General features: G+C 73.4%; 7 protein-coding genes. 4 read left to right on the top strand and 3 right to left on the bottom strand.

Annotated features, from left to right (window positions below; all coding sequences use genetic code 11):
- Position 1: 1 nt before the first annotated feature.
- Positions 2-1702 carry a condensation domain-containing protein gene (locus ACIBQX_RS12840; protein ID WP_397003881.1) on the bottom strand — a complete coding sequence of 567 codons (1701 nt, stop codon included), beginning with the start codon at positions 1700-1702 and terminating at the stop codon, positions 2-4.
- Positions 1703-1960: 258 nt separating this feature from the next.
- On the opposite strand from ACIBQX_RS12840, the gene ACIBQX_RS12835 reads away from it, so the two are divergent.
- Positions 1961-2164, top strand: coding sequence for a phosphopantetheine-binding protein (locus tag ACIBQX_RS12835; RefSeq protein ID WP_397003677.1), 204 nt, complete (start codon positions 1961-1963; stop codon positions 2162-2164).
- A gap of 104 nt (positions 2165-2268) precedes the next feature.
- Here ACIBQX_RS12835 and ACIBQX_RS12830 read toward each other — a convergent pair whose 3' ends face one another.
- Positions 2269-3780, bottom strand: a complete 1512-nt coding sequence (locus tag ACIBQX_RS12830; RefSeq protein WP_397003675.1) for an amino acid adenylation domain-containing protein — start codon at positions 3778-3780, stop codon at positions 2269-2271.
- Positions 3713-5185, bottom strand: coding sequence for a condensation domain-containing protein (locus ACIBQX_RS12825; protein ID WP_397003673.1), 1473 nt, complete (start codon positions 5183-5185; stop codon positions 3713-3715). Before ACIBQX_RS12825 ends, ACIBQX_RS12830 begins: the two co-directional genes overlap by 68 nt.
- A gap of 277 nt (positions 5186-5462) precedes the next feature.
- Here ACIBQX_RS12825 and ACIBQX_RS12820 point away from each other — a divergent pair, with 277 nt between their 5' ends.
- The 3 genes from ACIBQX_RS12820 to ACIBQX_RS12810 are packed head-to-tail and all read left to right on the top strand — an operon-like array spanning position 5463 to position 24711.
- Entirely contained in the window at positions 5463-13910 is an 8448-nt protein-coding gene (locus ACIBQX_RS12820; RefSeq protein ID WP_397003671.1) for an SDR family NAD(P)-dependent oxidoreductase, read from the top strand.
- Positions 13900-19308: an SDR family NAD(P)-dependent oxidoreductase gene (locus ACIBQX_RS12815; protein ID WP_397003669.1), complete on the top strand. Its 5409-nt coding sequence runs from the start codon at positions 13900-13902 to the stop codon at positions 19306-19308. Before ACIBQX_RS12820 ends, ACIBQX_RS12815 begins: the two co-directional genes overlap by 11 nt.
- Before the next feature lie 30 nt (positions 19309-19338).
- Entirely contained in the window at positions 19339-24711 is a 5373-nt protein-coding gene (locus tag ACIBQX_RS12810) for an SDR family NAD(P)-dependent oxidoreductase (RefSeq protein ID WP_397003667.1), read from the top strand.
- Positions 24712-24718: the final 7 nt, after the last annotated feature.

Genomic DNA, 24718 nt, shown 5'->3' with positions numbered 1-24718 from the left:
TTCACACTCCGAGTTTCTGGTTGGTCGTGAGGTCGGGCTCGGCGGTGCCGGTGGCAGGGGGGTGGGCCGGGGCCAGCAGGCCGGCCAGGACCTTCAGCGGCGTGGGCGCGGCGAGCAGGCGGGGCGTCAGGCCCTCCCAGCCTCGTTCGCCGAGCTCGGCCAGCACCTCGGGGGCGCGCAGGACGCGCCCTCCGGCGAGGACGTAACTGTCCGACGGATCGAGACGGGCGAGCCCGTGCACCCGGCACACCGCCTCCGCCAACGCCCGCACGGCGGCCTCGGCCGCCTCCGGGATGACGGCGGCGGGTGGCACCGCGGCGGGCAGGGCCGGGGGGTTGAAGCCGGCCAGCGCGGCCACCTGGCTGATCCGCAGGTCGGCCGCCGGGTCGTCGTGCGCGAGCACCAGGGCCTCGTGGCCGCGCAGGAACGCCTCCACCGTCCCGGCGTCCATGACCGAGGACGCCGCCTGGAGCGCGAGCACGACCGCGTCCCGCCACTCGTCGATCCGCAGGTACGTGTCGCCGCCGTGATGCGCCCACGCCTCCGGCGGCCGGTTCCAGGTGAAGGTGGTCCGCTTGCCCCGGTAGGTCAGGGTGCGCTGGTTGAGGAAGTTGACCTCCGAGCCCAGCCGTACGGGCTCGCCGCGCCGGGAACCCTCCCGGGACACGAGCTCGACCACCTCGTCGTAGGGCACGTACGAGTGCTGGGCGGCCTGCTCGGAGCCGCGCGTCACCCGCTGGATCAGCTCGCTGAACGGCGGGTCGTCCGAGCAGTCGACCCGCACCAGCATGGGGGAGAACATGCAGGTGAGCACGTCCTGGAAGGGGTGCGACTCACGGTTGCCCGAGAACGCCAGCTGGCCCACCGCCGGCTGTCCGGTGTAGGCGGCCAGCAGCGCGGTGTGCGCGGCCACGTGGACCGCCGACGGCCACACCTTGTGCCTGGCGGCGATCCGCCGGCCCGCCTCCAGCAGCGCCGGCGAGGTCAGCGTCGCGTGCCGCGCCTCGTGGGACATCGCGGCCTGCTGCTGGACGGCATCACCGGCCTGCCGCCGGGTGGCATCACCGGTCCGCCGGCGGGCGGCGAACGGGTCGGTGGGCAGGCGGGAGATCTGCTCCTCCCAGTACGCCATCGCGCGGGCGGCCAGGACGGCGGCGTCGGCCGACGTCTCCCACCGGGCCAGGTCCGTGGGCTGCTGCCGCACCGGGGGCAGCGAGGTGGGGCGGCGCGAGGTCATGCCCCGGGCCTGCGACCACAGCTCGTGCTCGAACTTCTCCAGCGTCCACATGTCGACGGCCAGATGGTTGAAGACGATGACGACCTGCTGCGGCGCGCCGTCCCGGGTGATGACGCAGGCGCGGATCGGCCACTCGGCGGCCAGGTCGAACGGCCGGGAGGCCAGCTCCTCGATGACGTCCGCCGGCCTGGGCGTCCCGTCCCGCTCCACGCTCGCCTGCACGATCGGCCAGGCGCCGGGAGCGTGCACCCGCTGCCGGGGGCCGCCGTCGAGGTGGAAGGTGGTACGCAACGCCTCGTGCCGGCGGGTCAGGGAGAGCAGTATCGCCTTGATGTTGGCGAGGGTGAGACCCGGATGTATCCGGAAGCGCAGCAGGATGTGCGACTCGTGCTGGTGCTCGGGCGGCAGCTGATTGATTCTCAGCCACATGTAGCGATGCCCCCAGCAGAGGTTCGCGGACTTCACAGCGGACAATTGGGGCCTCCACCGCCGCGTATGCGAGGACAGGTCGACAATATTGAGCATTGGCTTTCCGCCCACGTATGACAACCTGTCCACGCTGGCCGGAACAGGCCGCTATTTCCTGCCAGTGGGGTGCTGGGGGGCCGCCTTGACCGGTGCGGCGGGTGGCCGCGAAAATCGTTACGAGTACGCTCTTCTATGAGGTGCCTGGTGACGATGCTCGAAATACCTCACGAATTCCAGAATATTTTGCGGCCGCATTTGCCCTTCGCCGATTCCGGGATGCTGGCCGCGTTCGACGAGCTGGCCGGCCTCGGGCTCGACTCCATGGGCGTGGTGCGGCTGCTCGTGGACATCGAGGACGCCTACGGCGTGCAGGTGCCTGACGAGATCCTGGACGAGGCGACGTTCGCCACGGTGGGCTCACTGTGGGCGGCGGTGGCCCCCCTCGTGGCCCGCAGCTGATCCCGGCCCCGCCCGATCCGGCCCAGTCCTATCCCGGCCCAGTCCTATCCCGGCCCAGTCCTATCCGGCCTGTTCCGCCCGCATTGCCTGATCTCTGTGGGTCGTCAGCCGCGCAGGGCGCCCGCGATGGCTCGACGGTCCACCTTGCCGTTCGCGTTGAGCGGCAGCGCCTCCAGCACCGTCACCGTGCGCGGCACCATGTACCCCGGCAGCACCTCGGCGACCCCCTTGGCCAGGGCCACGCCGTCCAGCCCGTGCCCGGTGCAGGCCGCCTCCAGCGCCGGCTCACCGTCCCGGTCCGGCAGCGCGAGCACGACGGCCTCGTGCACGCCGGGCAGCCCGCGCAGGGTCGCCTCGATCTCGCCCAGCTCCACCCGGTGACCGGAGATCTTCACCTGCTGGTCCAGCCGGCCGAGGTGCACCAGCACGCCGTCCCGCCAGGCGACCCGGTCGCCCGTCCGGTACCAGGACTCCTCCGTCACCGCCTCGCCGTCGCGGGCCCGTACTCCGTCGAAGGAGACGAACCGGCCGGCGTCGTCGGCCGGGTCGGCGTAGCCGGGAAAGCGCTGCACCCCGCGCAGGCACAGCTCGCCCTCCCCGGCGGGCCGCCCGTCGCCGTCGAGCACCACGTGCTCGACCCCCGGGTACGGCAGGCCGATGGGCACGGTGCCGTTGGCCGTGCTCGGCCAGGCGGCCGGATCGGCGGGCAGCCGGTACTGGGTGCAGCTGATGGTCAGCTCGGTCGGGCCGTACAGGTTCTCCAGCACGCTTCCCGGCGCGGCCGCCCGCCACGCGCCCGCCTGCCGCAGCGACAGCGGCTCCCCGCAGAACAGGCTCCAGCGCAGCGACGGCATGGACCCCGGCGCGAGGCGGCGCAGCCGCATGGCCAGCGACACCACCGAGGGCACCGAGAACCAGTGGGTCAGCCGCTCCCGGTTCACGAACGCCACCGGCTTGAGCAGGTCGTACCTGCCGGGGACGACCAGCGTCGCCCCGCCGCCCCAGGCGGCGAACATGTCGAAGACGGACAGGTCGAAGGTCAGGTCGAAGGTCTGGGAGACCCGGCAGCCGGGCGCCAGCTCGTAGCGCGGGACGACGTGCGAGAGGTAGGCGTCCACGCTGCGGTGGCGCACCGGCACGCCCTTGGGCGCGCCGGTCGAGCCCGAGGTGAACAGCACGTACGCCGGCTCACCCGGGTCCACCGGACCGGCGGGGAGCGGTCCCGGCGCGGGCGGGTCGGCCAGGCTCACTGCCAGCACGGGGGCGGGAAGGTCCGGCGGCGGGCGCAGGTCCGCGTCGGCGAGCACCACGTCGAGCCCGGCGGTGGCGGCCACCGTGCGGTTGCGCGCGTCCGGCACGGCGGGGTTCAGCGGGACCGCGGTCGCGCCGACCCGCTGGATCGCCAGGTATCCGGCGAACGCGAGAGGTGTACGCGCCGCGTACAGTCCGGCCCTGGCCGGGGGGCCGCCGCAGGCGCGGACCAGCTCCGCCGCCAGACGCGCGGACAGTGTCTCCAGCTCGGCGTAGGTGAGCCGGACGCCGCCCGCCTCAAGCGCGATCCGGTCGCCGTGACGTGCCGCGGAGTCGGCGAACCACTGGTACAGGGTGCGTGCCACGGTCTCTCCCATCGTCGGTCGGGCTCGCGTACGTCATCGGTGCGGTAACCACCCGCTCGGGGAGGTCGCGGGGGAACAGCGCCGGTGGGAGGTCCCGGGCGTGCCCGTTCCACAGGTCCTTCAGGCCGCGGCCGGGATCGGTCACCGCGAGCTGGACGCCGAGCGCCAGCGTGCGCATGATGTCGATCATCGCCTCGGCGGACAGCACGTCGGGGTCGGCCAGCATCAGCACCCGGGTCTCGCCGCCGTCCACCTCGACGCGCACCCGGAACGCCTGCCCGTAGCTCTGCGCCAGCGGCGTCCACGCCAGCGTCGCCGGGCTCTGGTCGGCGGGGTCGGCCGGCCGCCGGTCCACCTGGACGTAGTTGAACCAGGCCCGGAACAGGTGGTTGACCCAGCAGTCGTGGCCGGGATCCTCCCCGGCGGCCGCGGCCATGGCCGTGACCCGGTCGAAGTCGTAGGAGGAGTAGCGGTAGGCCTTGGCGCCGGCCCAGTGCAGGCGCTTGATGTGCTCGCCGAGCGTGGCGCCACGGTCCACGGCGGTGACGAAGGGGATGAGCTGGTTCATCGTGCCGATGTTGTGCTGGTCCTCCTGGGCGAACCTGTTGGAGGACATCAGGCTCATCGTGACCCGGTCGGTGTCCAGGTGGCGGGCCAGACCGGCGGCGACGAAGGCCATGATCACGGCCGGAGGGGTGACACCGTGCGTCCGGCCGGCCTGCGCGGCCAGCCCGCCCAGGCGGCGGGAGGTCAGCGTCAGCTCCAGCCGTTCGCGCTCGACCCGTGACGGCAGCGTCGGCAACCGGTCCATCAGACCGTCCGCGAGCACGCCGCGCCAGTAGCGCTCGGACGCGGCCTGCCTGGGCTGCCAGGACGCCGTCCGCTGCCGCCGCGCCAGCTCGCGCGGGGTGAAGCCGAGCTCGGCCACGCCCGGACGGCCGGCCACCAGGGCCTTGAACTGGTCCTGCAGATGATGGATCGACCACACGTCCACGATCAGGTGCGAGAAGGTCAGGCTCAGGTACATCGGCGCGCCCTCGGAGCTGACCATCAGGGCCCGCCAGTTGAGGTCGCCGGTCATCGGGAACGGGATCGCCAGTCGCTCCCGCTTGACCCGCTCGTGCTCGTGGGGGTCGGTGACCAGGCGGTCCACCCGCTCGACCGGCAGCCGCACGCTCTCGTGGATCCGCTGGACCGGCAGCCCGTCGCACACCTCGTAGGTGGTGCGCAGCGTCTCGTGCCGGTCGACGAGCCGCCCGAGCGCCCGGTCCACCTGCGCCGGGGTCAGGCCGCGCAGGTCCCACGTCGCCGGGAGGTTCGCCTCGTGGCCCCAGCCCTGCGGATAACGCTCGATCTCCCGCCAGCTGAAGAGCTGGCCGTGACTCAAGTGTGCCTCGACCGTCATGTGATCTCCTCGAGCCGGCTTTCTCCGCTCGTTATTCATCGCGGACGGGAAGCGCGCGGGTCAAGGCCACCGCCTCTCTCCGCGATGGCAACTAATGGCGGTAACTACGTGCCAGCAGCGGACCATGGGCCGGAACCGGAGTCGCCCCTAAAGTCGCAATAACTGAGCAACGGCCCGAGTATCGGCAACGCAATAAAGCCGAACAGGCGGGCTTCATGAAAGTCGTTCCAGACAAAGCGGCGGCGTCAAGATGCCAGAGGCTTGGGGTGGCGAATTGATGGGTGACGAGTCGATGCGGCCGGTGGTCACCGGCGGTCCGGACGCGATCGCCGTCGTCGGCATGGCCTGCCGTCTGCCCGGGGCCGCCGACCCCGCAGCGTTGTGGCGGCTGCTCCGCGACGGCGTGGACGCGGTCACCGAGGCGCCCGAGGGCCGGTGGCCGGAGGCGGCGGACTACCGCCGAGGCGGCTTCCTCCAGGACGTCGACGGCTTCGACGCGGCCTTCTTCGGCATCTCGCCGAACGAGGCGGCGGCGATGGACCCGCACCAGCGCCTGGTCCTGGAGCTCGCCTGGGAGGCTCTGGAGAACGCCCGTACCGCGCCCACCGGGCTGCGCGGCAGCGCCGGCGGCGTGTTCCTGGGCGCCATCTCGAACGACCACGCCGCGCTGCTGGCCCAGGCCGGCGCCGAGCCGGGCAGGCACGCCTACACCGGGGCGAACCGCGCCATGATCGCGAACCGGATCTCCTACTTCCTCGGCCTGCGCGGCCCCAGCCTCACCCTCGACGCGGGACAGTCGTCCTCGCTGGTCGCGGTGCAGATGGCCTGCGAGAGCCTGCGCCACGGCGAGACCGCGCTGGCGCTGGCCGGCGGCGTCAACCTCAACCTGAGCGGCGCGACCACCGACGCCATCGGCAGCTTCGGCGCCCTGTCGCCGGACGGCCGCTGCCACGTCTTCGACAGTCGCGCCAACGGGTACGTGCGCGGCGAGGGCGGCGCGCTGGTGGTGCTGAAGCGGCTCGCGGACGCGGTGGCCGCCGGCGACGCGGTGCACGCCGTCATCCTCGGCGGGGCGGTCAACAACGACGGCGGCGGCGAAGGGCTCACCGTGCCCAGCCGGCGGGCGCAGGAGGAGGCCATCAGGCTGGCCTGCGCCCGCGCCGGCGTGGCGCCGGGCGACGTCGGCTACGTCGAGCTGCACGGCACCGGCACCAAGGTCGGCGATCCGGTGGAGGCAGCGGCGCTCGGCGCGGCGTACGGCTCGGCCCGGCCGGAGAGCGAGCCGCTGCCCGTCGGCTCGGTCAAGACCAACATCGGCCACCTGGAAGGCGCGGCGGGCATCGCCGGGCTGCTCAAGGTGGTGCTCGCCATCAAGCACCGCGAACTGCCCGCCAGTCTGCACTTCGAGTCGCCGCCGCCGGAGATCCCGCTGCCGGACCTGCGCCTGCGCGTCGTACGCGAGACCGCCCCCTGGCCCGCGGCCGATCGCCCCCTGGTGGCGGGCGTCAGCGCCTTCGGCATGGGCGGCACCAACTGCCACCTCCTCCTCACCGAAGCACCACCCACGCCATCGCCCGCGCAGTCGGTTGCCGCTGGGGTTTCCGGCGCTGGACTGCCCTGGGTGGTGTCGGGGCGGAGTCCGGGGGCGTTGCGGGAGGCGGCGGCGCGGCTGGCCGAGGTGGTGGCGGAGCCGGAGGCCGACCTCGCGGCCGTCGCGGCCAGCCTGGTTCGGAGCCGGGCGGTCTTCGAGCATCGCGCGGTGGTGCTGGGCCCGGACCCGCAGGCCAGGGTGGCGGGGCTGCGGGCGCTGGCCGACGGCCGGCCGCACGACGACGTCCTGCTCGGTGCCGCGGCGAGCGGTCGGCGGGTGTTCGTCTTCCCCGGTCAGGGATCGCAGTGGCCCGGCATGGCCCGCGAGCTGCTGGCCGCGTCGCCGGTCTTCGCCGCGCGCGTCGCCGAGTGCGCGGACGCCCTCGCGCCCCACACCGGCTACTCCCTCGTCGACGTGCTGAACGAGCGGCCCGGCGCCCCCGGCCTGGACCGGGTGGACGTCGTCCAGCCGGCGCTCTGGGCGGTCATGGTCGCCCTGGCCGGGATGTGGCGCGCTCACGGCGTCGAGCCGGACGTGGTCGTCGGCCACTCGCAGGGCGAGATCGCCGCCGCCACCGTCATCGGCGCCCTCACCCTGCCCGACGCGGCCCGCGTCGTGGCCCTGCGCAGCCGCGCCATCGCCGGCATCGCGGGCCGGGGCGGCATGATGTCGGTCGCGGCCCCCCTCGACGTGGTCGAGCGAGCCATCGGCGACCAGGCGGACCACCTCTCCGTGGCGGCCTTCAACGGGCCGCACTCGCTGGTCGTCGCAGGCCCTCGCGAGCTGCTCACCGAGCTGGCCGAGCGGCTGCCCGACCACCGCACCAAGCTCATCCCGGTCGATTACGCCTCCCACACCGCCGAGGTCGCGCAGGTACGCGACGACGTGCTCGCCGCGCTGGCCCCGATCCGGCCGGTGAGCGTGCCGACGGCGTTCGTCTCCACCCTCACGGGCGAGCTGATGGACACCGCCGGGCTCGACGCCGGCTACTGGTACCGCAGCCTGCGCCACCCGGTCCGCTTCGCCCAGGCCGTACGGGTGGCGGCCGAAGAGCGCTGCGAGCTGTTCGTGGAGTGCAGCCCGCACCCGGTGCTGGCCACGGCCGTGGAGGAGACGGCGGAGGACGCAGAGGTCGACGTGTCCGTGATCGGCACGCTGCGCCGTGGCGAGGGCGGGCCGGACCGCGTGCTGCGCTCGCTCGCCCAGGCGTACGCCGCGGGCGCTCCGGTCGAGTGGCCGGCCGTGCGCGAGACGCCACGCGCCCACCTGGTGGACCTGCCCACCTACCCCTTCCAGCGGCGCCCGTACCCCCCGGCAGGAACGACCGCGGTCCCCGCGCGGCCCTCACCAGCAGCCGCCGAGCGGGAACCCCGCGCCGACGGTGGCGAGGCGAGGTCGGGGTGGGCGTTGGACGAGGTGCGTGGTCTGGTGCGGAACGCCGCGGCCAAGCTGCTCGGGTATGAGGACGCCGCCGCGGTGGAGCTCGGCCGTACCTTCAAGGATCTGGGCTTCGACTCGGCGGCCTCCGTCGAGTTGCGCGACAGGCTGCGTACGGCGACGGGGCTGAAGCTGCCGACCGGACTGCTGTTCGATCACCCGACGCCTGCTCGGCTCGCCGGCCACCTGCACGCCCTGCTCACCGGCTCGACGCCGGACCTGGCCGCCGGGCCCGCTCGGGCGGCCGGGCGGCAGGCGGAGGCGGACGACCCGATCGTGGTGGTCGGGATGGGATGCCGCTATCCCGGCGGCGTCTCCTCGCCGGCGGACCTGTGGCGGCTGGCCAGCACCGGAGCCGACGCGATCGGTGAGTTCCCCGCGAACCGCGGCTGGGACGTCGACGCCCTCTTCGCCACCGGCCCCGACCGCTCCGGCACCAGCGACACCAGGTACGGCGGATTCCTGCACGACGCCGACCGGTTCGACGCGGCCTTCTTCGGGATCAGCCCGCGCGAGGCGGCGGCCATGGACCCGCAGCAGCGGCTCCTGCTGGAGATCTGCTGGGAGAGCATCGAGCGGGCCGGGATCGACCCCGCCGACCTGCGCGGCTCGGCCACCGGCGTGTTCATGGGCGCGATGGCCCCCGACTACGGCCCCCGCCTGTACCGCACCGGCGGTGTCGCCGACGGCCACCTGCTGACCGGCACCGCGCTCAGCGTCGTCTCCGGCCGCATCGCGTACACGCTGGGCCTGTGCGGCCCGGCGATCACCACGGACACGGCCTGTTCGTCGTCGCTGGTCTCCATCGTCCTGGCGGTCCAGGCGCTGCGACGCGGCGAGTGCGCGATGGCGCTGGCGGGCGGCGCGACCGTGATGTCCAGCCCGGGAATGTTCGTGGAGTTCAGCAGGCAGGGCGGGCTGGCCGCCGACGGCCGCTGCAAGGCGTTCTCCGCCGAGGCGGACGGCACGGGATGGGCCGAGGGCGCGGGTGTGCTGCTGCTGGAGCGGCTCTCCGACGCCCGCCGCCTGGGCCATCCGGTACGCGCGGTGATCCGTGGCGGCGCGGTCAACCAGGACGGCGCCAGCAACGGCCTCACCGCCCCCAGCGGTCCCGCCCAGGAGCGCGTCATCCAGCAGGCGCTGGCCGACGCGATGCTGAACGCGGGCGACGTGGACGTGGTGGAGGCGCACGGCACCGGGACCACGCTCGGTGACCCGATCGAGGCCCAAGCACTGCTGGCCACCTATGGCAGCGCCCGCACCGCCGACCGTCCGGTGTGGCTGGGCTCGCTGAAGTCGAACATCGGCCACACGCAGGCGGCTGCCGGGGTGGCGGGTGTGATCAAGATGGTCAAGGCGCTGGAGCATCGGACGCTTCCGCCGACGTTGCATGTGAAGGAGCCGACGCCGCACGTCGACTGGTCGGCGGGGGGTGTCCGGCTGCTGACGGAGGCGGTGAGGCTGCCGGGTGATCGGCCGTTGAGGGCCGGGGTGTCGAGTTTCGGGGTCAGTGGTACGAACGCGCATGTCATCGTGGAGGGCGCGGCTGGGCCGGAGCGGGTGGCGCCCGCAGCGGGGGAGCCGCTGGTGTGGCCGGTGTCGGCCAAGTCCGCGGAGTCTCTGCGGGCTCAGGCGGCGCGGTTGCTCGCCTATGCCGGGGACGTCGCCGTTGACGAGCTTGCTGGTGCCGGCCGGGTGCTGGCTCGGCGTGCCGTGTTCGAGCATCGCGCGGTGGTGGTGGCGCAGGACCGGGAGGAGTTGCTGGCCGGGCTGACCGCGCTGGCCGAGGGCGCGCCGCACGCCGCCGTCGCCACCGGTGTCGCGTACGCCGATGCCCGGCCGGTGTTCGTCTTCCCCGGCCAGGGCTCACAGTGGGCCGGCATGGCCGTCGACCTGCTCGGCTCCAACGCCGCCTTCCGCGAGCAACTGGAGCGCTGCGACCGCGCCTTGGCGCGGCACACCGGCTGGTCGGTCGTGGACGTGCTGCGCGGCGCGGAGAGCGCGCCCGCGCTGGAGGGCTCGGACGTGATCCAGCCGGTGCTGTTCGCGGTCATGGTCTCCCTCGCCGAGGTCTGGCGCTCGCTCGGCGTGCGGCCCGACGCGGTGCTCGGCCACTCCCAGGGCGAGATCACCGCCGCGTGCGTCGCCGGGGCGCTGCCTCTGGACGACGCCGCGCGGGTGGTCGTCCTGCGCAGCCGGGCGCTGATGCGCCTCGGCGACCGGGGCGGCATGCTCGCCCTGCCCGTCGACACCGAGCAGGCCACCCGGATGCTGGAGCCGTGGGCCGGCAGGCTCTGGCTCGCGATCCACAGCGGACCGGCCAGCTCGGTCGTGGCGGGCGACGCCGACGCGCTGAACGAGTTCGCCGCCGCCTGCGGTGACACGATGCGGGTCCGGCGGGTCGCCATCGGCTACGCCGCGCACACCCCGCACATCGACGCCCTGCGCGAGGAACTGCTGGAGACGCTCGACGGACTCCGGCCCCGCCCTGTAGACGTCACGTTCTGCTCGTCGCTGGCGGGCGGCCCCATCGACGTCGCCAGGCTGACCGGCGACTACTGGTTCACCGGCCTGCGGCAACCGGTGCTGTTCCGGCAGGCGGTGGAGTCGCTCACCGGCTCCGGCGTCCCGGTGTTCCTGGAGGTCAGCCCACACCCCGTGCTCACCGGGCACGTCGAGGACACGCTGGCCGCCACGGGAGCGCCCGGCGGCGCCACCGGCACGCTGCGGCGCGCCGACGGCGGCGCGGCCCGCCTGTTCAAGGCCGCCGCCCAGGCCTGGGTGCTCGGCGTGGACGTGAGCTGGCCGGCGGTGCTCGGCCCGGCGGCGAGCCACGACGACGCGCTGCCGACCTACGCCTTCAAGGGCCTGCGGCACTGGCTCGACGCCGAATCGGCCGCCGCCGGTGGCGGGCTCGCGCCCTCACGCCACCCGCTGCTCGGGGCGAGCGTCCCGCTCGCCGCCGAGGACGGGTTCCTGCTGGCCGGGCAGCTGTCCCTGGCGAGCTCGCCGTGGCTGGCCGACCACGCGGTGGACGGTACGGTGCTGCTGCCGGGCACGGCCTTCGTCGAGCTGGCGCTGGAGGCGGCGGCCGCGACCGGGTGCGCCGAGGTCGAGGACCTGACCCTGGAAGCCCCGTTGCTCCTGCCCGATACGGGAGCCGTACACCTGCAGATCGCGGTCGGCGGGCCGGACGAGCAGGGGCGCCGGGCCGTGACCGTGCACAGTCGTCCGGCCGGCGACGCCGAGGCGGGCTGGACCCGCCACGCGACCGGCCTGCTCGGCGACGACCCCGGCACCGGACCGGTGGCGCCGATCAGCTGGCCGCCCGCCGCCGAACCGGTGGACCTGGACGACCCGTACAGTCGCCTGGCCGCGCGCGGTTACGCGTACGGCCCGGCGTTCCAGGGGCTGCGAGCCGCCTGGCGAGCGGACGACGCGGCGTACGCCGAGGTGGCCCTGCCCGAGCCGGTGCGCGGTGACGCCGGTCGCTTCACGCTGCATCCCGCGCTGCTGGACGCGGCGCTGCACCTGGTGGTGCTGGAGTCGGCGGACGACGCCGGGCTGCTGCTGCCGTTCTCCTGGAGCGGGGTGCGGGTGGCCGCGGTCGGCGCGCAGACGCTGCGGGTCAGGCTCGAATGGCTGGGCGACGATCGCGTGTCGCTGACCGTCTTCGACGGCGCCGGGCAGTGGATCGCCGACGTGGACACGCTGGTGCTGCGCCGGATGTCCAGGAACGACGCCGCCGGGCCCGCCGACTCCCTCGCGCACGCCGTCGAGTGGACCGGGTTCGCCGGGGCCCCGGCCGACAGGTCGGGGCTGCGCTGGGCGCTGGTCGGCGCCGACGAGCTGACCGACGAGATCGGCGCCGAGCTGGCGGCGGCCGGGATCGACCCGCCGCGCTACTACGACCTTGCCTCGCTCGCCGAGATGACCGCGGACCGCGTCCCCGACCTGGTCCTGGCCCCCTGTCACGCCGACCCCGGTGACCTGCCGTACTCCGCGCACGACGCGGTGGGGCAGGCGCTCGACCTGGTGCAGGGCTGGCTCGGTGACGAGCGGTTCGCCGGGTCGCGGCTGGTCTGCCTCACCCGGGCAGGGGAGCCGGCGGTCACGGCGGTACGCGGGCTGGTGCGGTCGGCGCAGAGCGAGCAGCCGGGCCGGTTCGTGCTGGCCGAGGTGGGAGCGGGGTTCTCCGGCTGGGGCCTGGTGGCCGCCGCCATCGCGGCCGGCGAGACGGAGCTGACCGCACGGGACGACACCGTCCTCGTGCCCCGCCTGGTCCGCCGCGCCCTCCCGACTCCCCCTCCCACCTCCGTCCCAGCTGGGGATGGGGCGGTGCTGGTGACCGGCGGGACCGGTGGGCTGGGTGCGCTGGTGGCGCGTCGGCTGGTGGAGCGTCACGGGGTTCGGGATCTGGTGCTGGTGTCGCGTCGTGGGGTGGCGGCGGCGGACCTGGTCGCCGGCCTGGAAGGGGCTGGGGCGCGGGTGCGGGTGCTGGCCTGTGACGTGTCGGACCGGCGGGCGCTGGCTGACGTGGTCGGATCGGTGGGGCCGCTGGCGGGTGTGGTGCACGCGGCCGGGGTCCTGGACGACGGCGTGGTGGGGAGTCTGACGCCGGAGCGGGTGGACGTGGTGCTGGGGCCGAAGGCGGACGCGGCCTGGTTCTTACACGAGCTGACCAAGGGGATGCCGTTGCGGTTCTTCGTCCTTTTCTCGTCGCTCGCCGGAGTGGTGGGCAATGCGGGGCAGGGTAACTACGCCGCCGCGAACGCCTTTCTGGACGGGTTGGCTGTTCATCGGCGGGATGCGGGGTTGCCGGCGGTTTCGGTGGCCTGGGGCCTGTGGGACGTCGAGTCGGGGATGACCGGTGGCCTGGACGTCGCCAGGCTGGCCCGCGCCGGGATCGCCCCGCTGCGGGTGGAAGAGGGACTGGGCCTGTTCGACGGCGTCCTGGACGGCGAGGTGGAACCGGTCGTCGTCGGGGCTCGCTGGGACGCGGCCGGGCTGCGCGCTCGGGCCGAAGCGGGCGACCTGCCGGGAGTGCTGCGCGGTTTGGTACGCCTGCCGCGCCGTACAGCCGCCACGACCGTCCGCGCCGCGGCCGGTCCGGCGGGACCGGCGGGCCTGACCGAGCGCCTGGCCGTGCTCGGCGAGGCCGGTGCGCTGGCCCACCTGACCGAGCTGGTCCGCTCGCACGTCGCCGCCGTCCTCGCGCACGGCGACCCCGACCAGGTCGACCCCGACCTGGCCTTCAACGATCTCGGCTTCGACTCGCTGACCGCCGTCGAGCTGCGCAACCGGCTCACCACGGGCACCGGGTTGCGGCTGCCGTCCACCCTGATCTTCGACCACCCGACGATCCGCTCGCTGGCCGAATACCTGCTCCGCACCCTCGCCCCCGAGACACCCTCCGCCGAGGACGCCCTCCGGACGGCGGTGGACCAGGCCGAATCCATGATGCAGGCCGCCAACGGCGAAGCGGACGCCGTACGTGGCCGGCTCGTCGCCATCCTGCAGAGCGCGCTCACCAGGATCGGCACCTCACCTGTCAGCGTCGCCGCGCCGAACGGTTCCAACGGCGCCGCTGAGGAGATCGTTTCCGCCTCCGACGAGGAGATCTTCGCCCTGATCGACAACCGGGCGATGACGTCTCCCCTGAGGTCACCGCAGGAAAGGCCAGACCATGGCGAATGAAGACAAGCTGCGAGCGTATTTGAAGAAGGTCATGGTGGAGCTGGCGGAGGCTCGTCAGCGTCTGTCTGAGGATCAGGGGCGTAGGCATGAGCCGATCGCGATCGTCGGTATGGCGTGCCGGTATCCGGGTGGGGTGGGGAGTCCGGAGGAGTTGTGGGATCTGGTGGTGTCGGGTGGGGATGCCATCGGGGAGTTTCCGGTTGATCGTGGGTGGGATCTGGAGGGGTTGTTCGATCCGGATCCGGAGGTGGCGGGGAAGTCGTATACGCGTCATGGGGGGTTTGTTTATGACGCGGGGGAGTTCGACGCGGCGTTCTTCGGGATGAGTCCGCGCAGTGCGCTGGCGACGGATCCGCAGCATCGGTTGTTCCTGGAGTCGTGCTGGGAGGCGTTGGAGCGGGCGGGGATCGATCCGGGGACGCTGCGCGGCAGCCGCACCGGCGTCTACGCCGGCAACATGTTCAACGACTACTCCTCCCGGTTCGTGCACGGCGCGATACCGCCCGAGGTCGAGGGCGTGCTCCTGTCCGGCAGCACCCCCAGTGTGCTGTCCGGCCGGGTCTCCTACACCCTCGGGCTCGAAGGCCCCTCGCTCACCGTGGACACCGCCTGCTCCTCGTCCCTGGTCGCGCTGCACCTGGCCGTGCGCGCGCTGCGCGACGAGGAGTGCGCCATCGCGCTCGCGGGCGGCGTCACCGTACTGGCCTCGCCCGACGCCTTCGTGGAGTTCTCGCGCCAGCGCGCGCTGGCTCCCGACGGGCGGTGCAAGTCGTTCTCCTCGACCGCCGACGGGGCCGCGTGGTCCGAGGGCGTCGGTGTGCTCGCGCTGGAGAGGGTGTCCGACGCCCGGCGCAACGGCCGGCACATCCTGGCGGTGATCCGCGGCTCGGCGGTGAACCAGGACGGCGCCAGCAACGGCATGACCGCGCCGAGCGGCCCGGCCCAGGAGCGCGTGATCCAGCAAGCACTGAATGACGCGATGCTCGACGCGGGCGACGTGGACGTGGTGGAGGCGCACGGCACCGGCACCACGCTCGGCGACCCGATCGAGGCCCAAGCACTGCTGGCCACCTACGGCCGCACCCGCACGGACGACGACCCGATCTGGCTCGGCTCGCTCAAGTCGAACATCGGCCACACCCAGGCCGCCGCCGGGGTGGCCGGCGTGATCAAGGCGGTCAAGGCGCTGGAGCACGGGACGCTCCCGCCGACGATGCACGTCAAGGAGCCGACACCGCACGTCGACTGGTCCGCGGGCGGCGTCCGGCTGCTCACCGAGCCGCGCGACTGGCCGCGCGGCGAGCGCCCCCGCCGCGCCGCCGTCTCCTCCTTCGGCATCAGCGGTACGAACGCGCACGCCATCATCGAGGAGTACGTCCCCGAACCGGCCCCTGAGCCGCCCCCCGCCGAACCGGTCTTCACCGGCCCGCTCGCCTGGATCGTCAGCGCCCACACCGAGCAGGCGCTGCGCGGGCAGGCCGAACGGCTGCACGCGCACGTCACCACGTACGACGGGCTTCACCCGGCCGACGTGGCCCACTCCCTGGTCACCACCCGATCCGTGCACCCGCACCGCGCGGTCGTGCTCGGCCGCGACCGCGCGGCCCTGGTCGCCGGCCTCGGCGACCACCTGGGCCACCCGCCCATGGTCGAGGCGGTCGAGATGGTCGAGGCGGCCGAGGTGGTCGAAGGCGTGGCGGCCGAGCGCACCCGCACCGCCTTCCTGTTCACCGGACAGGGCGGGCAGCGGCCCGGCATGGGGCGCGAGCTGGCCGCCGCCTCGCCGGTGTTCGCCGCCGCCCTCGACGAAGCGTGCGCGGCGCTCGACCCCCACCTCGACCGGCCGCTGCGCGAGGTGATGTGGTCGGAGCCCGGCACCCCCGAAGCCGCCCTGCTCGACGAGACCGCCTACACCCAGCCGGCCCTGTTCGCCTTCGAGGTGGCCGCCTTCCGGCTGCTGGAGTCGCTCGGGCTCACGCCCGCGCACGTCGCCGGGCACTCGGTCGGCGAGTTCGCCGCCGCGCACGTCGCCGGACTGTGGTCGCTGCCGGACGCCGCCCGCCTGATCGCCGCCCGAGGCCGGCTCATGCAGGGGTTGCGCGCACCGGGCGCCATGATCGCGGTGGCCGCCACGCCGGAAGAGGTCCGGCCCACCCTGGCCGGGCTGGAGGACAAGGCCGGCATCGCCGCCGTCAACGGACCGGCCGGCGTGGTGATCTCCGGCGACGAGCGGACGTGCCTCGCCGTCGCCGCCCACTGGCGCGAACTCGGCCGCCGCACCCGGCGGCTGACCGTCAGCCACGCCTTCCACTCCCCGCTGATGGAACCCATGATCGCCGAGTTCGCCGCCGAGCTGGAGTCGGTGACGTTCGCCCGGCCCCGGATCGCGAGCGTCACCGGCCTCACCGGCGTCCTCGACACCCCGTGGACCAGCCCCGAGTACTGGCTGCGGCAGATCAGGCAGCCCGTCATGTTCCAGCAGATGATCGCCCGGCTGGAGGAGCTGGGCGTGCACCTCTACCTGGAGGTCGGGCCGCAGGCCGTGCTCGCCGGCATGGCACACGACTGCGTCACCGGAGAGGGCGCCACGATCCTGTCCCTGCAGCGCCGCGACAGCGCCGAACCCGACGCGCTGGCCGCCTGCCTGGCCGCCGCCTGGGTGGCCGGGGCCCCCGTCGACTGGCCGGCACTGCTCCCGCAGGGGAACCGGGTGGACCTGCCGACCTACGCCTTCGACCGCGAGCGGTACTGGCTCGGCCCGCCCGCCCGCGCCGCGAACCTGCCCGCCGTGGGCCTGCGCGAGGTCGCCCACCCCCTGCTGGGCGCCGAGGTCGAGCTCGCCGAGGGCGGCCCGACCATGCTCACCGGCCGCCTGTCGATCACGGACACGCCATGGCTCGCCGAGCACGTCGTCGCCGGGGCCGTGGTGCTGCCCGGCGCGGTCCTGGCGGATCTGGCGCTGGAGGCCGCCGCACGGACCGGCCTCGGCCTCGTCGAGGAGCTGATGTTCGAGGCGCCGCTGGTGCTGCCCCGGCACGGCGGGATCACGGTCCAGGTGATCGTGGATCCCCCGGACGACTCCGGCACGCGATCCGTACGCGTGCACTCACAGCCGGACGGTGACCACGAGGCCGGCTGGATCCGGCACGCCTGCGGTGTGCTGGGTGGTTCGGGGTCGGGTGGTGGTGTCTGGGAGTGGGCTGGGGTGTGGCCGCCGGTGGATGCGGTGGTGGTGGATCTGGAGGGTGGTTACGAGCGGTTGGCGGAGTTGGGTTACGAGTACGGTGCGGCGTTCCAGGGGTTGCGGGGGGTGTGGCGGCGTGGTGAGGAGTTGTTCGCCGAGGTGGTCGCGCCCGACGGGGTGGACGTCACCGGCTTCGGCGTCCACCCCGCGCTGTTCGACGCCGTGTTCCACCCGCTGCTCGTCGCCGATTCCTCCGACGAGCTGCGCCTGCCCTTCGAGCTGCGCGGCCTGCGCCTGCACGAGGCCGAGGCCACCGCGCTCCGGGTCCGCCTGACCACGACCGGCGCCGACGGCTGCGCCATCGAGGCGGCCGCCCCCTCGGGGCGCCCGGCCTTCTCCCTGGCCTCACTGCGCGTCCGCCCGGTACCGGCCGAATCGCTGGGCACCGGCGCGACGAGCCTGCCGCTCTACGGGGTGGAGTGGGCGGAGGCGGCTGCCGGCTCGGGTTCCGGCTCCGGTTCGGGGTCGGATGGGTTGGTGGTGGTGCGGTGTGTGAGTGGGTCGGTGGATGTGCCGGGTGCGGTGCGTGAGTTGACGTCGCGGGTGTTGGGGGCGGTTCAGGACGAGGGGTTGGCGGGGTCGCGGTTGGTGTTCGTGACGCGGTCGGGGGATGTGGCGGCTGCGGCGGTGTGGGGGTTGGTGCGGTCGGCGCAGAGTGAGCAGCCGGGTCGGTTCGTTCTGGCGGAGGTGCCGGAGGGGTTCGATGATTGGGGGTTGGTCGCGGGTTCGGGTGAGGCGCAGGTCCGTGTCGTGGACGGTCGAGTACTGGCCCCCCGCCTGGCCCGCCGCCCTCTGCCTACCCAGCCCTCCGCCCAGGCTTCCGCCTCCGCGTCCTCCTCGATCTCTGCTTCCGTCTCCGCCTTCTCTCCTGGGGCGGTGCTGGTGACCGGCGGGACCGGTGGGCTGGGTGCGCTGGTGGCGCGTCGGCTGGTGGAGCGTCACGGGGTCCGGGATCTGGTGCTGCTGTCACGTCGTGGGGTGGCGGCGGCGGGGTTGGTGGCCGGTCTGGAAGGGGCTGGGGCGCGGGTGCGGGTGCTGGCCTGTGACGTGTCGGACCGGGAGGCGCTGGCTGACGTGGTCGGGTCGGTGGGGCCGCTGGCGGGTGTGGTGCATGCGGCCGGGGTCCTGGACGACGGCGTCGTGGGGAGTCTGACGCCGGAGCGGGTGGACGTGGTGCTGGGGCCGAAGGCGGACGCGGCCTGGTTCTTGCACGAGCTGACCGAGGGGATGCCGTTGCGGTTCTTCGTCCTTTTCTCGTCGCTCGCCGGGGTGGTGGGGAACGCGGGGCAGGGTAACTACGCCGCCGCGAACGCGTTCCTGGACGGGTTGGCTGTTCATCGGCGGGATGCGGGGTTGCCGGCGGTTTCGGTGGCCTGGGGCTTGTGGGACGTCGAGTCGGGGATGACCGGTGGCTTGGACGTCGCCAGGCTGGCCCGCGCCGGGATCGCCCCGCTGGGCGAGGAGGAAGGGCTCGGCCTGTTCGACGCGCTTCTGACCGGCGAGGTGGAGCCGGTCGTCGTCGGGGCTCGCTGGGACGCGGCCGGGTTGCGTGCTCGGGCCGAAGCGGGCGACCTGCCGGGAGTGCTGCGCGGTTTGGTACGCCTGCCGCGCCGTACAGCGGGAAAGGGAGCGGCGGCGGGCCTGGTGGCCCGGCTCGCCGAGCTGAGCAAGGACGAGGCGCTGAGGCTGCTGACCGACGCGGTCCGCGACCAGGTCGCCGCCGTCCTCGCGCACGGCAGCGCGGAGAAGATCAGCGTCGACCGCGCCTTCAACCAGCTCGGCTTCGACTCCCTGACCGCCGTCGAACTGCGCAACCGGCTCAACGCCGACACCGGCCTGCGACTGCCCGCGACCCTCGTCTTCGACCATCCGACCGTGCGGGAGCTGGCCCAGCACCTGTTCGACTCGCTGGCCCCGGCGCAACCTTCGCCCGAGGACATGCTGCGCGGCGCACTGGAGCACGTGGGGTCGATGCTCACCACCGCCAAGGACGACGGCGAGATCATCCGCGGCAAGCTCGTCGCCGTGCTGAGGAGCGGCCTGGCCCGCTTCAGCGGGGAACCGGACGGCGCCGGGCAGCCCGACACGATGGTGGACAAGATCGACTCCGCCTCCGACGAGGAGATCTTCGCCCTCATCGACAACGACCTGTGACCCACTTCTGTGACTGGAAAGGCCGGAGCGATGGAGACCGAGCAGAAGCTTCGCGATTACCTGAGGCGCGCGACCGTCGAACTGGCGGAGGCTCGTCAGCGTCTGTCCGAGGATCAGGGGCGTAGGCATGAGCCGATCGCGATCGTCGGTATGGCGTGCCGGTATCCGGGTGGGGTGGGGAGTCCGGAGGAGTTGTGGGATCTGGTGGTGTCGGGTGGGGATGCCATCGGGGAGTTTCCGGTTGATCGTGGGTGGGATCTGGAGGGGTTGTTCGATCCGGATCCGGAGGTGGCGGGGAAGTCGTATACGCGTCATGGGGGGTTTGTTTATGACGCGGGGGAGTTCGACGCGGCGTTCTTCGGGATGAGTCCGCGTAGTGCGCTGGCGACGGATCCGCAGCATCGGTTGTTCCTGGAGTCGTGCTGGGAGGCGTTGGAGCGGGCGGGGATCGATCCGGGGACGCTGCGCGGCAGCCGCACCGGCGTCTACGCCGGCAGCATGTACGAGCACTACTCCACCCGCTTCCTGGACAAGGCGCCGGAATCGGTCGAGGGCACTCTGTTCACCTCCAGCGCCGCCAGCGTGCTGTCCGGCCGGGTCTCCTACACCTTCGGGTTCGAGGGCCCGTCGCTGGCGGTCGACACCGCCTGCTCCTCGTCCCTGGTCGCACTCCACCTGGCCGTGCAGGGGCTGCGGCGCGGCGAGTGCTCGCTGGCCCTGGCCGGCGGCGTGTCGGTGATGGCGTCGCCGGTGCCGTTCGTGGAGTTCTCGCGCCAGCGCGCGCTGGCTCCCGACGGGCGGTGCAAGTCGTTCTCCTCGACCGCCGACGGGGCCGCGTGGGCGGAGGGCGTCGGTGTGCTCGCGCTGGAGAGGGTGTCCGACGCCCGGCGCAACGGCCGGCACATCCTGGCGGTGATCCGCGGCTCGGCGGTGAACCAGGACGGCGCCAGCAACGGCATGACCGCGCCGAGCGGCCCGGCCCAGGAGCGCGTGATCCAGCAAGCACTGAATGACGCGATGCTCGACGTGCGCGACGTGGACGTGGTGGAGGCGCACGGCACCGGCACCACGCTCGGTGACCCGATCGAGGCGCAGGCGCTGCTGGCCACCTACGGTCGTATCCGGTCGGAGGACAACCCGGTGTGGCTGGGCTCGCTGAAGTCAAACATCGGCCACACGCAGGCGGCTGCCGGGGTGGCGGGTGTGATCAAGATGGTCAAGGCGCTGGAGCATCGGACGCTTCCGCCGACGTTGCATGTGAAGGAGCCGACGCCGCATGTCGACTGGTCGGCGGGGGGTGTCCGGCTGCTGACGGAGGCGGTGAGGCTGCCGGGTGATCGGCCGTTGAGGGCCGGGGTGTCGAGTTTCGGGGTCAGTGGTACGAACGCGCATGTCATCGTGGAGGGCGCGGCTGGGCCGGAGCGGGTGGCGTCTGTGGCGGGGGAGCCGCTGGTGTGGCCGGTGTCGGCCAAGTCCGCGGAGTCTCTGCGGGCTCAGGCTGGGCGGTTGCTCGCCTATGCCGGGGACGTCTCGGTCGACGAGCTTGCTGGTGCCGGCCGGGTGCTGGCTCGGCGTGCCGTGTTCGAGCATCGCGCGGTGGTGGTGGCGCAGGACCGGGAGGAGTTGCTGGCCGGGCTGACCGCGCTGGCCGAGGGCGCGCCGCACGCCGCCGTCGCCACCGGTGTCGCGTACGCCGATGCCCGCCCGGTGTTCGTCTTCCCCGGCCAGGGCTCACAGTGGGCGGGGATGGCGGTGGACCTCCTGGACGCCGACGAGACGTTCCGGGCAGCCCTCCTCCGCTGTGACGAGGCGCTGCGCCCGTACACCGGATGGTCGGTCGTGGACGTGCTGCGTGGCGCGCCCGGCGCGCGGGCGCTGGACGGCACCGACGTGATCCAGCCGGTGCTGTTCGCGGTCATGGTCGCGCTCGCCGAGCTGTGGCGCTCACTCGGGGTGCGGCCCGCCGCGGTGGTCGGCCACTCCCAGGGCGAGATCGCCGCCGCGTGCGTCGCGGGCGCGCTCTCGCTGGAGGACGCCGCCAAGATCGTGGCGCTGCGCAGCCGCGCGCTGATCCGGCTCGGCGGCAGCGGCGGCATGCTCGCCGTGGGGCTGCCTGCGGCGCAGGTCCAGGAGCGGATCGAGCCGTGGGCGGACCGCCTGTGGGTGGCCGTGCACAGCAGCCCCGCCGGCTCGGTCGTGGCAGGAGAGGTCGCCGCGCTGGAGGAGTTCGCCGCCGCCTGCGGTGACGAGGTGCGGGTACGCCGGATCGCCGTGGACTACGCCTCCCACACCCCGCACGTCGAGGCGCTCCGCGACGAACTGCTCGCCGTCCTCGACGGTGTACGGCCGCGCGGCACCGACGTCGGCTTCTGCTCCTCCCTCGAAGGCGAGTTCATCGACCCCGCCAAGCTGACCACTCAGTACTGGTACGACAACCTGCGCAATCCCGTACGGTTCGAGCAGGCCGTCACCGCCTTCGCCGGCACCGGCACCCCGCTGTTCGTCGAGGTCAGCCCGCATCCGGTGCTCGGACCCGACACCGAGGCCATCTGCGACGCCGCTGACGTGCCGGCGGGCGTCTGCCACACGCTGCGCCGGGACGCGGGCGACCGCCGCCGCTTCCTCACCGCGCTCGCCCACACGTGGGTCCTCGGCGCGCAGGTCGCGTGGAGCGACGCGCTGCGCCCCGCGACGCACCCCCGCCGGGAGCCGCCGACGTACGCCTTCTCCCGGCGCAGGTTCTGGCTCCTCGGCGGCGAGTCCGGCCGGATGTCCGGGGCGGACGGCTCAGCGCACCCGCTGCTCGACGCCGTCATCCCGGTGGCCGGAGACGGCTACGTGCTCACCGGCCGGATCTCCCTGCGCGGCACGCCCTGGCTGGCGGGCCACGCCGTGGCGGGACGCGTGCTGCTGCCCGGCGCCGCCTTCGCCGACCTGGCCCTGGAGGCCGGTGCCCAGGCGGGCTGCGCCCGGCTCGACGAACTGGTCATCGAGGCCCCGCTCTTCCTGCCCGACCAGGGCGCGGTCACCGTACAGGTCACCGTGGACCCGCCGGACGCGGGGCGGCGCCAGATCGCCGTGTACTCCCGCGCCGACGGCGACGAGGACGACGGCGGCTGGATCCGGCACGCCTGCGGTGTGCTGAGTGGTTCGGCGTCGGGTGGTGATGTTCGGGAGTGGGCTGGGGTGTGGCCGCCGGTGGATGCGGTGGTGGTGGATCTGGAGGGTGGTTACGAGCGGTTGGCGGAGTCAGGTTACGAGTACGGTGCGGCGTTCCAGGGGTTGCGGGGGGTGTGGCGGCGTGGTGAGGAGTTGTTCGCCGAGGTGGTCGCGCCCGACGGGGTGGACGTCACCGGCTTCGGCGTCCACCCCGCCCTGCTGGACGCGTCCTTCCACCCTCTCGTGCTGGCCGCCGGGGACGACGAGCTGCGGCTGCCGTTCGCCTTCGGGGACGTCCGGCTGCACGCCTCCGAGATCTCCACCCTGCGCCTACGGCTCACGACCACCGGCGAGGACACCGTCATCGAGGCCGCCGACGTCACCGGCGCGCCTGTCCTGTCCATCGGCTCGCTCCGCGCCCGGCCCGCCGACAGCCGCCCGTCCACCCGCACCGGCCTGCCGCCGCACGGCGTCGAATGGGTCGAGGTGCCCGTCAGCTCGGGTTCTGGCTCCGGTTCTGGCTCCGGTTCTGGCTCGGGTTCGGGTTCGGGGTCGGATGGGTTGGTGGTGGTGCGGTGTGTGAGTGGGTCGGTGGATGTGCCGGGTGCGGTGCGTGAGTTGACGTCGCGGGTGTTGGGGGCTGTTCAGGACGAGGGGTTGGCGGGGTCGCGGTTGGTGTTCGTGACGCGGTCGGGGGATGTGGCGGCTGCGGCGGTGTGGGGGTTGGTGCGGTCGGCGCAGAGTGAGCAGCCGGGTCGGTTCGTTCTGGCGGAGGTGCCGGACGGGTTCGATGATTGGGGGCTGGTCGAGGGTTCGGGTGAGGCGCAGGTCCGTGTCGTGGACGGTCGAGTACTGGCCCCCCGCCTGGCCCGCCGCCCTCTCCCTACCCAGCCCTCCGCCCAGGCTTCCGCCCCCGCGTCCTCCTCGATCTCTGCTCCCGTCTCCGCCCTCTCTCCTGGGGCGGTGCTGGTGACCGGCGGGACCGGTGGGCTGGGTGCGCTGGTGGCGCGTCGGCTGGTGGAGCGCCACGGGGTCCGGGATCTGGTGCTGCTGTCACGGCGGGGCCCCGCCGCTCCGGGGGTCTCGGACCTGGTGGCCGGCCTGGAAGAGGCCGGGGCCCGGGTTCGGGTGCTGGCCTGTGACGTGACCGATCGGGCAGCGCTGGCCGATGCGGTGGCTTCGGCCGGGCCGCTGGCGGGTGTCGTGCACGCGGCCGGGGTCCTGGACGACGGCGTCGTGGGAAGCCTCACTCCCGAGCGGGTGGACGTGGTCCTCAGACCGAAGGCGGACGCGGCCTGGTTCTTGCACGAGCTGACCAAGGACATGCCGTTGCGGTTCTTCGTCCTGTTCTCCTCGCTCGCCGGGGTGGTGGGCAACGCGGGGCAGGGTAACTACGCCGCCGCGAACGCGTTCCTGGACGGGCTGGCCGTCCACCGGCGGGATGCCGGGTTGCCGGCGGTGTCGGTGGCCTGGGGCCTGTGGGACGTCGAGTCGGACATGACCGGCGGACTGGACGTCGCCAGGCTGAGCCGCGCCGGAGTCGCCCCGCTGCGGGTGGAAGAGGGACTGGGCCTGTTCGACGGCGTCCTGACCGGCGACGCGGAGCCGGTCGTCGTCGGGGCTCGCTGGGACGCGGCCGGGTTGCGTGCTCGGGCCGAAGCCGGTGACCTGCCGGGAGTGCTGCGCGGTTTGGTACGCCTGCCGCGCCGTACAGCGGGAAAGGGAGCGGCGGCGGGCCTGGTGGCCCGGCTCGCCGAGCTGAACAGGGACGAAGCCCTGCGGTCACTGACGGACGCCGTCCGCGACCACGTGGCGGCCGTCCTCGCGCACGGCGACCCCGACCAGGTCGACGTGGACCAGGCGTTCAACCAGCTCGGCTTCGACTCCTTGACGGCCGTCGAACTGCGCAACCGGCTCAACGCCGACACCGGCCTGCGACTGCCCGCGACCCTCGTCTTCGACCATCCCACGGTCCGTCTGCTCTCGGCCTACCTCGCCGAAGTCCTCGTACCGGCGCCGCCCACGGCGGAAGAGACGCTGCGCACCGCCCTGGAACGGGTCGACGACCTGCTCACGGCGGCCAACGGCGACGCGAAGAGCATGCGCGAGCGGCTCACCGTCATCCTGCAGGGCGCGCTCACCAAGCTCGGCGGCGCCGGCCAGAACGACGTGGGCGGCGTCATGGAGAAGATCGACTCCGCCTCCGACGAGGAGATCTTCGCCCTCATCGACAACGACCTGTGACCCATGA

Source organism: Nonomuraea sp. NPDC049714, from assembly GCF_044465295.1.
Classification (GTDB): domain Bacteria; phylum Actinomycetota; class Actinomycetes; order Streptosporangiales; family Streptosporangiaceae; genus Nonomuraea.
This window is presented reverse-complemented; position numbering and strand designations above follow the sequence as displayed.